Annotated in this window: 1 protein-coding gene; it reads left to right on the plus strand. The window is 74.9% G+C overall.

The genetic code is table 11. The annotated features are described in order from the left end of the window. Positions 1–13,825, plus strand: a 13,825-nt coding sequence (locus tag Dsi01nite_RS56335) for a non-ribosomal peptide synthetase (RefSeq protein ID WP_203854783.1), incomplete at both ends; no start/stop codon positions are given.

Here is a 13,825-nt window from a genome sequence, read left to right on the forward strand (position 1 = left end):
CCTGCTGGCACGCGCGAACGTCGGCGCTGCGAGCGTCTCCCCGTCGCTCCTGGGGCAGCTGGACCCGGCCGCCGCCGGCGGGGTCGACACGTGGGTGGTCGGCTCGGAGCGGGTGAGCGCGCAGCTGGTGGCGGCATGGGCGGGCCGGTCGCGGATGTACAACGCGTACGGCCCGACCGAGTCCACGGTGCTGGCCACGACCATGCGCTGCCAGCCGGGCGAGGCCGGCGCGCCGCCGATCGGCCGGCCGCTCGGCAACGTCCGCGTGCACGTGCTGGACCGGTCGCTGAACCCGGTCCCGGTCGGCGTGCCCGGCGAGCTGTACATCGGCGGTCTGGGCCTGGCTCGCGGCTACGCCGGCCAGCCGGACCTGACCGCGGAGCGGTTCGTCGCCGACCCGTTCACCGGCGACCGGCTGTACCGCTCCGGCGACCTGGCGCGCTGGCGGCCGGACGGGACGCTGGACTTCGTCGGCCGGGCGGACGAGCAGGTGAAGGTCCGCGGGTTCCGCATCGAGCCGGCCGAGATCGAGCACACCCTGCGGCTGCGCCCCGACGTGACGGACGCGGTCGTCGTCGCCGACGGCGAGCGGCTGGTCGCCTACGTCGTCGGGGACGTCGACGGGCTGCGGGAATGGGCGGCGGCGCGGCTGCCGCAGTACATGGTCCCGGCGGTGTTCGTCGAGCTGACGTCGCTGCCGTTGAACCGCAACGGCAAGGTCGACCGGGCGGCGCTGCCGGCAGTGGACGGGCTGCGGCCCGAGCTCGACGGGTTCGTGGCACCGCGGGGCGCGACGCAGGAGGTGCTGGCCGGAATCTGGGCGCAGCTGCTCGAGGTCGACCGCGTCGGCGCCACCGACAACTTCTTCGCACTCGGCGGGCACTCGCTGCTAGCGACCCGGGTGGTCTCGCGCGTCCGCACCGTGTTCGGGGCCGAGGTGCCGGTGGCGGCGCTCTTCGACGCGCCGACGGTGGCTGGCCTGGCGCTCGCCGTCGAGGCCGCGACGCCGGTTGCGTCCGCGCCGTCGATCGTGCCGGTCCGGCGGGGCGAGCGGCTACCGCTGTCGTTCGCGCAGCAGCGGCTGTGGTTCCTGCAGCAGCTCGAGCCCGGCTCGGTCGAGTACAACATGCCGACGTCGGTCCACCTGGCCGGAGCGCTCGACGCGGACGCGCTCGCGGCGGCGCTGACGACGCTGGTGGCGCGGCACGAGGCGCTGCGCACGCGGCTGGTCCCCGACGCCGACGGCGTCCCCTGGCAGGTCGTCGACCCGGCGCCCGAGCGCCTCGAGGTGCCGGTCGTGGACGTGGACCGCGACGCGGTCGAGGCGTGGCTGGCCGCGGACGCGGCGGTGCCGTTCGACCTCGCCGCCGGGCCGGTGTTCCGGGCGACGCTGCTGCGGGTCGCGGCGGACGAGCACGTGCTGGCCCTCGCCATGCACCACGTCGCCGGCGACGAGTGGTCGGCCGGCATCGTGCGCCGCGAGCTGGACGCGTTGTACGCCGGGACCGTCCTGGAGCCGCTGCCGGTGCAGTACGCCGACTTCGCGGTCTGGCAGCGGCAGTGGCTGACCGGCGACGTCCTCGACCGTCAGCTCGGCTTCTGGCGCGCCGCCCTCGCCGACATGCCGACGCTGGAACTGCCGACGGACCGGCCGCGCCCGGCGGTGCGCTCGTCCGACGGCGCCTCGATCCGGTTCACCGTCCCGCCGGAGGTGCTCGACGGGCTGCGGGCGCTGTCCCGCGGCGCCGACGCGTCCATGTTCATGACGGTGCTGTCGGCCTATGCGGTGCTGCTGTCGCGGTACACCGGCCAGGACGACGTGCCGGTCGGCGCGCCGATCGCGAACCGCAACCGGGCCGAGATCGAGGGCCTGGTCGGCTTCTTCGTCAACACCCTCGTCCTGCGTGCGGACCTGACCGGCGACCCGACCTTCGCCGAGCTGCTGGACCGGGTCCGGGCGGTGACCCTGGCCGCCCACGCCAACCAGGACGTGCCGTTCGAGCGGCTCGTCGACGAGCTCGGCGTGGTCCGGGACCGGTCGCGCACGCCGCTGTTCCAGGCGCTGTTCGACTACATCGTGGACCCCGCGGCCGGCGGCGACGAGGAGGCCGACGGGTCGGTGGCCGTCGCCGTCCGGGCGAAGTTCGACCTGCGGCTGGTGGTGGTCGAGGGGCCGCAGCGGCTGAGTGGCTCGGTGGAGTACAACAGCACGCTCTTCGACGATGCCACGATGCGCCGGCTCGTCGCCCACCTGCAGGTGTTGCTCGCGGCAGTGGCGGCGGGCGGCTCGACCCCGCTGTCGGGTCTGCCGGTCCTCACCCCGGCGGAGCGGCACGATCTGGCGGCCGGGTTCAACGACACCGCGGCCGCGCTGCCGCCGGTACGCGGCGCGCACGAGCTGTTCGAGGCGGCGGTGGCGACCGGGCCGGACCGGGCGGCGGTGGTGTCCGGCGCCGTGCGGTTGACGTTCGCGGAGCTCGACGCCCGGGCGAACCGGCTCGCGCATCACCTGCGCGGGCTGGGCGTGGGGCCGGAGTCGGTGGTCGGGCTGTGCCTGCGCCGCACCCCGGACCTGGTGGTGGCGCTGCTGGCGGTGTGGAAGGCGGGCGGGGCGTACCTGCCGCTGGACCCGCAGTATCCGGTGCAGCGGCTCGCGGTCATGCTGGCCGACAGCCGCGCCACGGTCGTGATCGGCGACGCCGACACCCTCGACGACCTGCCGACCGGGCTGCGGCGCACCGTCACGGTGGACGACCCGGCGATCGCGCGGGCGCCGTCGGCGCCGCCCGCGGTGGCGGTGGAACCGGACCAGCTCGCCTACGTCATCTACACGTCCGGCTCGACCGGCACACCGAAGGGCGTCCAGGTCACGCACCGCGGGCTGGTCAACTACCTGTCGTGGGCGGCCGGGGCCTACGGATCCGGCGGCGAGCTGGGCGCCCCGGTGCACTCCTCCCTCGGCTTCGACCTCACCGTGACGAGCCTGCTGGTGCCGCTGGTGTGCGGCTCGGCGGCCGTCCTCGTCGACGACGACGGCGGCCTGGACGGGCTCGCCGCCGTGGCCACCGAGATCGGCGGGTTCGACCTGGCGAAGCTGACGCCGGCGCACCTGCGGGCGCTCGGCGAACTGCTGCCCGCGCACCGGCTGGGCGGCTTCGCCCGGCGGCTGGTGGTCGGCGGCGAGGCGCTGACGTCCGCGGAGACCCGGGTGTGGCTGGAGCACGCGCCCGACACGGTGATCGTGAACGAGTACGGGCCGACGGAGACGGTGGTCGGCTGCTGCGTCTTCGAGATGCGCGCCGGCGACGACGGCGCGGACACGGTGCCGATCGGCCGGCCGATCGCCAACACCACCCTGCTCGTGCTGGACGCCGCGCTGAACCTGGTCCCCGTCGGGGTCGTCGGCGAGCTGTACATCGGCGGCGTCGGGGTGGCCCGTGGCTACGCCGGGCGGCCGGACCTCACCGCCGAGCGGTTCATCGCGGCCGAGGGCGGTTCGCGGGTGTACCGCTCCGGCGACCGCGTGCGGCGTGCCGCGGACGGGCTGCTGGAGTACCTGGGCCGGGCCGACACGCAGCTGAAGGTGCGCGGGTTCCGCATCGAACCCGGCGAGGTCGAGCTGGCGCTTACCGCGCACCCGCAGGTCGACGCGGCGGTGGTCGTCGCCGACGCGGGCCGGCTGGTGGCATACGTGGTCGGCGAGGCCGACGGGCTGCGGGAGTGGATGGCGGCGCGGCTGCCGCAGTACCTGGTCCCGGCGGTGTTCGTCGAGCTGACGACGCTGCCGCTGAACCGCAACGGCAAGGTCGACCGGGCGGCGCTGCCGGCGCCGGACACGGCACGCGCGGAGCCCGGTACGGCGTTCGTGGCCGCGTCCACGCCGGTGCAGCGGGCGCTGGACGGGATCTGGACCCAGGTCCTCGGCGTCGAGCGCATCGGGATCCACGACAACTTCTTCACCCTGGGCGGGCACTCGCTGCTCGCCACCCAGGTCGTGTCCCGGCTGCGGGCCGCCTTCGACGTCGAGCTGCCGGTCGCCGCGCTCTTCGACACCCCCACGATCGCCGGTCTCGCGCGGACGATCGAGGCGTCGGCGCCCGGCGTCGCGCTCCCGCCGATCACGCCGGTGGAGCGGGGCGGGCGCCTGCCGTTGTCGTTCGCGCAGCAGCGGCTGTGGTTCCTGCAGCGCCTCGAGCCGGAGTCGGTGGCGTACAACACGCCGATGCTGATTCCGCTGGACGGTCCGCTCGACGTCGAGGCGCTGACCGGCGCCCTGACGGCGCTGGTGGCCCGGCACGAGGTGCTGCGCACGCGGCTCGTCGCCGACGAGCACGGGGCGCCGTGGCAGGTGATCGACCCGGCGCCGGAACGGTTCGACCTGCCAGTGGTGGACGAGCTGGGTCCGCAGGTGCCGTTCGACCTGGCCACCGGCCCGCTGTTCCGGGCGTCGTTGCTGCGGGTCGCCGCCGAAGAGCACGTCCTGGCGCTCGCCATGCACCACGTGGTGTCCGACGAGTGGTCGGCCGGCATCCTGCGTCGCGAGCTCGACGCGCTCTACGCGGGCCTCGAGCTGCCGGCCCTGCCGGTGCAGTACGCCGACTTCGCGGCCTGGCAGCGCCGGTGGCTCGCCGGCGACGCCCTCGACGCGCAGCTCGCGGCGTGGCGGGAGCGGCTGGCCGGCGCGCCGGTCCTCGACCTCCCGGCGGATCGGCCGCGTCCGGCGGTGCGGTCCTCGGCCGGCGCCGCGATCGAGTTCTCCGTGCCGGCCGAGGTCGCCGCGGGACTGCGCGCGGTGTCCCGGGCGGCCGGCGCGTCGATGTTCATGACGGCCTTCGGCGTGTTCTCGATGCTGCTGTCGCGCTACACGGGCCAGGACGACATCGCGGTCGGCACCCCGATCGCGAACCGCAACCGGGCCGAGATCGAGAGCCTGATCGGGTTCTTCGTCAACACCCTGGTGCTGCGCACCGACCTGTCCGGCGACCCCACGTTCACCGAACTGCTGGCCCGGGTCCGCGCGACGACGCTGGACGCCTACGCGCACCAGGACGTGCCGTTCGAGCGGCTGGTCGACGAGCTGGACGTGGCCCGGGACCGGTCGCGCACGCCGCTGTTCCAGGTGCTGTTCAACTTCATCGCCGGCGCGGAGGGGCCGGCGCCGGCGGCTGGAGTCTCGGCTCCGCGGCCGTTGCCGGTGAAGTTCGACCTGACGGTGACGCTGGCCGAGGCCGGGGATGGTCTGGCCGGTTCGGTGCAGTACAGCACGGCGTTGTTCGACACGGATCGGATGCTGCGCCTGGTGTCGCATCTGACCGGCCTGCTGGCCGAGGTGGCCGCCGACCCGGGCGCGCCGCTGTCGGCGCTGCGGATGCTCGACGCCGCGGAGGTCGACCTCGTCGCCGGTTGGAACGACACCGCGGCCGACGTGCCGTGGACGGCCGGGGTGCTGGGGGCGTTCGCGGAGTCGGTGGCGGCGACGCCGGACGCGGTGGCGGTGGAGTGCGGCGCCGAACGGCTGACCTACCGCGAGCTGGACGCCCGTTCGGACGCCCTGGCCGGCCATCTGGCCGCCTCGGGCGTGGGCGTCGAGTCGGTGGTCGGCGTGTGCCTGGACCGCAGTGTGGAGCTCGCGGTGGCGGTGTGGGGCGTGTGGAAGGCCGGCGCCGCCTACCTGCCACTTGACCCGGGGTACCCGCCGGCCCGCCTGGCCGAGCTGGTCGCCGACAGCGGCGCGGCGCTGGTGCTCGACGCCGCCGCCGTGCGGGCCGGCGTGGTGCAGGCGCGCCCGGTGCCGGCGTTCCGGCCGGGCCGGCTGGCCTACGTGATCTACACGTCCGGTTCGACCGGCCGCCCGAAGGCCGTGCTCTCGACGCACGAGGGGCTGGCCAACCGGATCTGGTGGATGCAGCGGCAGTACGGCCTCGAGCCGGGCGAGCGGGTGCTGCACAAGACGCCGATCACCTTCGACGTGTCGGTCTGGGAGCTGGTGTGGCCCCTCACCGTCGGCGGCCGCATGGTGATGGCCGAGCCGGGACGGCACGGCGACGTCGCCTACCTGGTCGAACTGATCGACCGCGCCGCGGTCGGCGTGGTGCACTTCGTCCCGTCGCTGTTCCACGAGTTCGTCCGCGAGCCCTGGCCGGCGCCCATGGCGTCGCTGCGACTGGTGGTCTGCAGCGGCGAGGCCCTGGCCGGCGCCGACGTGGCCGGGTTCCAGGCCCGGCACGACGGCGCCGCGGTGGAGAACCTGTATGGGCCGACCGAGGCATCCATCGACGTGACGTCGTGGTCGTGTGCGCGGGCGGGCGGCGGCGCGGTGGTGCCGATCGGCGCGCCGATCGCCAACACGCGGGTCGAGGTGCTGGACGCCGCGCTGCGGCCGGTCCCGGTCGGGGTGCCGGGCGAGCTGTACCTGGGCGGCGTGGGCCTGGCCCGCGGGTATCACGGCCGGCCGGAGCTGACCGCGGAGCGGTTCGTCGCCGCCGCCGGCGGGGTCCGGCTGTACCGGACCGGGGACGTCGCGGTGTGGCGCGGCGACGGGCAGGTGCTGTTCCTGGGCCGGGCCGACCACCAGGTGAAGGTGCGCGGGGTCCGGATCGAGCCGGGCGAGATCGAGGCGGTGCTGGGCGAGCATCCGCGGGTGGCGTCGGCGGTGGTCGTGGCCGACGGCGACCGGCTGGTCGCCTACGTCGTCGGCGAGGCCCACGGGCTGCGGGAGTGGGTGGCGGCGCGACTGCCGCAGTACCTGGTGCCGGCCGTGTTCGTCGAGCTGACGGCGATCCCGCTGAACCGCAACGGCAAGGTCGACCGGGCGGCGCTGCCGGCGGTCGACGGGGTCCGGTCCGAGCTGGCCGGGGCGTACGTCGCGCCGTCGGGGCCGGTGCAGGAGGTGCTGGCCGGGATCTGGGCCGGGCTGCTCGGCGTCGACCGGGTCGGGGCCGACGACGACTTCTTCGCGGTGGGCGGGCACTCCCTGCTGGCGACGCAGGTGGTGTCGCGGGTCCGCGGCGTGTTCGGGGTCGAGGTGCCAGTGGGGGCGGTGTTCGACGCCCCGACCGTGGCCGGACTGGCGCGGGCGATCGAGGCGGCGACGCCCGGACTCGAGGCGCCGGCGATCGTGCCCGTGGACCGCGGCGGGCCGCTGCCGCTGTCGTTCGCGCAGCAGCGGCTGTGGTTCCTGCACCGGCTGGAGCCGCAATCGCTGGAGTACAACCTGCGGATCCCGATCGACATCGACGGTGAGCTGGACGCCGAGGCGCTCGTCTCGGCGCTGACGGCGCTGGTGGCGCGGCACGAGGCGCTGCGCACGCGACTGGTCGCCGACGCGGACGGTGTGCCGTGGCAGGTCATCGAACCGGCGCCGGAGCGGTTCGAGCCGGCGGTGGCGGACGAGCCGCCCGGCGAGACGCCGTTCGACCTGGCGGCCGGTCCGCTGTTCCGGGCCACGCTGACCCGGCTGGCCGGCGACCGGCACCTGCTGGTGCTGTCGATGCATCACGTGGTCGGCGACGAGTGGTCGTCGGGCGTCCTGCGCCGCGAGCTGGAGGCGCTCTACCGGGGTGTGCAGCTGCCGGCGCTGCCGGTGCAGTACGCCGACTTCGCCGTCTGGCAGCGGCAGTGGCTCACGGGTGAGGTCCTCGACGGGCAGCTCGGCTACTGGCGTCAGCGGCTGGCCGGCGCGCCCGGGCTGGACCTGCCGGCGGACCGGCCGCGCCCGGCGGTCTGGTCGCCGGCGGGCGCCGCGGTCGGCTTCGAGCTCGACGAGGCGGTGTCGCAGCGGCTGCGGGCCGTGGCCCGGGACGCCGGCGCGTCGATGTTCATGACGCTGTTCGGGGCGTTCACCGTCCTGCTGTCGCGGTACACGGGCCAGGACGACATCGTGGTCGGCACGCCGATCGCGAACCGGAACCGGGCCGAGGTCGAGGACCTCATCGGGTTCTTCGTCAACACCCTGGTCCTGCGCACCGACCTGTCCGGCGACCCGACGTTCGCGGACCTGCTCGGCCGCGTCCGCGCGGACGCCCTGGCCGCGTTCGCGCACCAGGACCTGCCGTTCGAGCGGCTCGTCGACGAGCTCGGCGTGGCCCGGGACCGGTCCCGGGCGCCGCTGTTCCAGGTGCTGTTCAACTACTTCGAGGTGGAGCAGCGCGCCGGCGCGGACCGCGAGGACCTGCTGACCCGTTTCGACCTGCGGCTGATCTTCACGGACGACGGGGCCGGGCTGTCGGGCACGGTGGAGTACGCGACGGCGCTCTTCGACCGCCCGACGATCGAACGGCTGGCCGGGCACCTGGTGCGGCTGCTGGGTGCGATCGCGGCGGACGCCGACGGGCGGCTGTCGGACGTGACCCTGCTGGCGCCGGACGAGGTGGCGGCACTGGCGTCGTGGAACGACACGGACCGGGCCCTGCCGTCGGTGGGCGGGGTGCACGAGCTGATCGGCACCGGCGATGCGGTGGCGGTGTCGGCCGGCGGTGTCGAGCTGACCTACAGCGAGCTCGACGAGGCGTCGAACCGGCTGGCGCACCTGCTGCGCGGCGCCGGCGTCGGCGCGGAATCCGTCGTCGGCGTGGCCGTCGAGCGCGGCCCGGACATGGCGGTGCTGATCCTGGCCGTGTGGAAGGCCGGCGGGGCGTACCTGCCGCTGGACGTGTCGCTGCCCGCGGAGCGGCTGGCGGTCATGCTCACCGACGCCGGCGCGCTGATCGTGGCCGGCACCGCCGACGCACTGGACGAGGTGCCGGTGGGCCGCTGGCGCACCGTCGTGGTGGACAGCCCAGGCACGACGGCGGCGCTGGCCGGGCTGCCGGCCACCGCGCCCGACGTGCGGGTCGACCCGCGGCAGCTGGCATACGTGATCTTCACGTCGGGGTCGACGGGCCGGCCGAAGGGCGTGCTGGTGCCCCACGCCGGCATCGTCAACCTCTGCCTGGCGCAGCAGGCCGGCTTCGAGGTCAACGGCGGCGACGGAGTGCTGCAGTTCGCGTCGATGAGCTTCGACGCGTCGGTGTCGGAGCTGGTGGTGACGCTGGCCGCCGGCGGCCGGCTGGTGGTGGCCGGGTCCGGGGTCCGCTCGGAGCCGGCCGAGCTGGCGCGGGTGATCGCCGAGGGCGAGGTGCGGGTCGCCACGCTCCCGCCGTCGCTGCTGGCCGTGCTCGACCCGGCCGACCTGCCCGGGATCCGCACCCTGGTCGCGGCGGGCGAGCGGCTGGATCGCGAGGTGGCGCGCCGCTGGGCGGCCGGCCGCCGGCTGATCAACGCCTACGGGCCCACCGAGGCCACGGTCTGCGCGTCGATGGCCGTCTACGACGGTGGCGCGCCGGCGATCGGCGGCCCCATCGCCAACGTGCGGCTCCAGGTCGTGGACGCGCAGCTGCGGCCGGTGCCAGTGGGCGTACCCGGCGAGCTGCTGATCGGCGGCGTCGGCGTGGCCCGCGGATATACGGGGCGGGCGGAGCTGACCGCGGAACGGTTCATCGCGGCCGAGGACGGCTCCCGGGTGTACCGCTCCGGGGACCTCGTGCGATGGAGCGCCGACGGGCGGCTGGAGTATCTGGGCCGGTTGGACGCGCAGGTGAAGGTGCGCGGTTTCCGGGTGGAGCCGGGTGAGGTCGAGTCGGTGCTGCTGACGCATCCGCGGGTGTCGGCGGCAGTGGTGGTGGCCGATGGGGACCGGCTGGTGGCGTATGTGGTGGGTGAGACCGACGGGTTGCGGGCCTATCTTGGTGTGCGGTTGCCGGAGTATCTGGTGCCGGCGGTGTTCGTCGAGCTGACCGGTATTCCGATGACGGTCAACGGCAAGGTCGACCGGGCCGCGCTGCCGGCCGTCGACGCGCGGCCGGAGCTGGCCGGCGAGTTCGTGGCGCCGACGGGGGCGACACAGGAGCTGCTGGCCGGGATCTGGGGCGAGCTGCTCGGCGTGGACCGGGTCGGCGCGGCCGACAACTTCTTCGAGCTCGGCGGGCACTCGCTGCTCGCCACGCAGGTCATGTCGCGCATCCGGGCCGCATTCGACGCCGACCTGCCGGTGGCGGCACTGTTCGAGACGCCGACGGTGGCCGGCCTGGCCGGGGCGGTCGACGACGCGGCCCCGGGCGGTGCGACGCCGCCGATCGTGCCGGTGAGCCGGGAGCAGGCGCTGCCGCTGTCGTTCGGGCAGCAGCGGCTGTGGTTCCTGGCCGAGCTCGAGCCCGGCTCGGCCGAGTACAACACCCCGATGATCATCTCCCTCGACGGGGAGCTCGACCCGGAGGCGCTGACCGCGGCGCTGACCGCGCTCGTCGGGCGGCACGAGGTGCTGCGCACGCGGCTCGTCGCAGGCGAGGACGGGGTACCACGGCAGGCGATCGACCCGGCACCGGACCGCTTCGACGTGCCCGTCGTCGAGGTGGCCGAGGACGCCGTGCGTGCCTGGCTCGCCGCGGACGGGGCCGTGCCGTTCGACCTGGCCGCCGGGCCGCTGTTCCGGGCGACCCTGCTGCGCATCGCCCCGGACCGCCACATGCTGGCCCTGGCGATGCATCACGTGGTCGGCGACGAGTGGTCCGTGCCGATCCTGCGGCGCGAGCTCGAGGCGCTGTACGCGGGCGCGGCGCTGCCGCCGCTGCCGGTGCAGTACGCCGACTTCGCGGCCTGGCAGCGGCAGTGGCTGACCGGCGACGTGCTGGCCGAACAGGTCGGCTTCTGGCGGGAGCGGCTCTCGGGCGCGCCGCTGCTCGAGCTGCCGGCGGACCGGCCGCGCCCAGCGGTATGGTCGCCGGCCGGCGGCGCGGTCCGGTTCGACGTGCCCGACGAGGTCACCGCGCGACTGCGGGCCGTGGCCCGGGACGCGGGCGCGTCGATGTTCATGACGCTGTTCGGGGCGTTCACCGTCCTGCTGTCGCGGTACACGGGCCAGGACGACATCGTGGTCGGCACGCCGATCGCGAACCGGAACCGGGCCGAGGTCGAGGACCTCATCGGGTTCTTCGTCAACACCCTGGTCCTGCGCACCGACCTGTCCGGCGACCCGACGTTCGCGGACCTGGTCGGGCGGGTGCGGGCCCAGGCCCTCGCCGCGTTCGAGCATCAGGACCTGCCGTTCGAGCGGCTCGTCGACGAGCTCGGCGTGGCCCGGGACCGGTCGCGGGCGCCGCTGTTCCAGGTGCTGTTCAACTACTTCGCGTCGGCGGCGGACCGGGCCGGCGACGACAGCTCCGACCTGCTCACCCGCTTCGACCTCCGGCTGATCTTCACGGACGACGGCACCGGGCTGTCGGGCGCCGTGGAGTACGCGACGGCGCTCTTCGACCGCTCAACCGTGGAACGCCTCACCGGACACCTCGTGGAGCTGCTGGGCCGGCTGGCCGTCGACGCCGGCCGCCGACTGTCGGAACTGCCGCTGCTGAGCGGCCCGGAGGCCACGCGGCTGGCGTCGTGGAACGACACGGACCGGGCCCTGCCGTCGGTGGGCGGGGTGCACGAGCTGTTCGGCTCCGGCGACGGCGTCGCGGTGTCGGCGGGCGGCGCCGGGCTGACGTATGCGCAGCTGCAGGAGCGGTCGAACCGGGTGGCGCACGCGCTGGTCGCGGCCGGGGTGCGCGCGGAGTCGGTCGTCGGCGTGGCGGTCGAGCGCGGCATCGACATGGCGGTGCTCATCGTGGCGGTGTGGAAGGCCGGCGGGGCGTACCTGCCGCTTGACGTGTCGCTGCCGGCGGACCGCCTGGCGGGAATGCTGGCGGACGCCGGCGTGTCCGTCGTCGCCGGCACCGGCGCCGCCGTGGACGAGCTGCCGATGGGCCGGTGGCGGTCGGTGCTGATGGACGGCCCGGGCATCGCGGCGATGCCGGACACCGCGCCGGACGTGCGGATCGACCCGCGGCAACTCGCGTACGTGATCTTCACGTCGGGCTCGACGGGCCGGCCCAAGGGCGTCCTGGTCCCGCACGCCGGCCTGGTCAACCTGTGCGCGGAGCAGCAGGCGGCGTTCGGGGTGGGCCCCGGCGACGGCGTGCTGCAGTTCGCATCCATGGGTTTCGACGCCTCGGTGTGGGAGCTGGTCATGGCCCTCGCCGCCGGCGCGCGGCTGGTGGTGGCCGAGTCCGGGGTGCGGTCCCAGCCGGCCGAACTGGCCCGGGTGATCGCCGACGGCGGGGTGCGCATCGCGACCCTGCCGCCGTCGCTGCTGGCCGTGCTGCAGACCGATGACCTGGCCGGGCTGCGCACGGTGATCGCGGCCGGTGAGCGGCTGGACGTCGAGGTGGCCCGGCGCTGGGCGGACCGGTACCGGCTGGTGAACGCCTACGGGCCCACCGAGGCCACGGTGTGCGCGTCGATGGCCGACTTCGACGGCGACGTGCCGTCGATCGGCGGCCCGATCGGCAACGCCCGGCTCCAGGTCGTGGACGCGCAGCTGCGGCCGGTGCCCGTCGGGGTGTACGGCGAGCTGCTGATCGGCGGCGCCGGCGTGGCGCGGGCGTATGCGGGCCGACCCGACCTGACGGCGGAGCGGTTCATCGCGGCGCCCGGCGGTGCACGGTGGTACCGCACCGGCGACGTGGTGCGATGGAGCGCCGACGGGCGGCTGGAGTATCTGGGCCGGTTGGACGCGCAGGTGAAGGTGCGCGGTTTCCGGGTGGAGCCGGGTGAGGTCGAGTCGGTGCTGCTGACGCATCCGCGGGTGTCGGCGGCAGTGGTGGTGGCCGATGGGGACCGGCTGGTGGCGTATGTGGTGGGTGAGACCGACGGGTTGCGGGCCTATCTTGGTGTGCGGTTGCCGGAGTATCTGGTGCCGGCGGTGTTCGTCGAGCTGACCGGTATTCCGATGACGGTCAACGGCAAGGTCGACCGGGCCGCGCTGCCGGCCGTCGACGGCGTGCGGCCCCAGTCGGCCGCCGGGTTCGTGGCCCCCTCGGGGGCGACACAGGAGCTGCTGGCCGGGATCTGGGGCGAGCTGCTCGGCGTCGACCGGGTCGGGGTCAACGACACCTTCTTCGAGCTCGGCGGGCACTCGCTGCTCGCCACGCAGGTCATGTCGCGCGTCCGGGCCGTGCTCGGGGCCGACCTGCCGGTCTCGGCGCTGTTCGACGCGCCGACGGTCGCCCGGCTGGCGGTCGCGGTCGACGCGGCCGGGGCGGGCGTGGCGGCACCGGCGATCGTGCCCGTGCACCGCGACCGGCCGCTGCCGCTGTCGTTCGCGCAGCAGCGGCTGTGGTTCCTGCACCGGCTCGAACCCGGCTCGGTGGAGTACAACGCGCCGATGACCATCGCCCTGGAAGGCGAACTCGACGTCGCGGCGCTGAGCGCGGCGCTGGCCGCACTGGTGGCCCGGCACGAGGTGCTGCGGACGCGGCTGGTCGCGGACGAGCACGGTGTGCCGTGGCAGGTGATCGACCCGGCGCCGGAGCGGTTCGACCTGCCGGTGGTCGACGAGCTGGGTCCGCAGGTGCCGTTCGATCTGGCCGCCGGTCCGCTGTTCCGGGCATCGTTGCTGCGGGTATCGGCGGACGAGCACGTGTTGGCGCTCTCGATGCACCACGTGGTCGGCGACGAGTGGTCAGCGCCGATCCTGCGCCGCGAGCTCGAGACCCTGTACGCGGGCGCGGCGCTGCCGCCGATGCCGGTGCAGTACGCCGACTTCGCGGTCTGGCAGCGCCAGTGGCTGACCGGCGACGTGCTGGCGGGCCAGGTCGGCTTCTGGCGCGACCGGCTGGCCGGCGCTCCGACGCTGGACCTGCCGACGGACCGGCCGCGCCCGGCGGTGCGCTCGGCGGAAGGCGCGGCCTTCGAGTTCGCGATCCCCGCCGCCGTGGCCGACGGCCTGCGGATGGTGGCCCGCGGCGCCGAC

Source organism: Dactylosporangium siamense (assembly GCF_016862795.1).
GTDB lineage: Bacteria > Actinomycetota > Actinomycetes > Mycobacteriales > Micromonosporaceae > Dactylosporangium > Dactylosporangium siamense.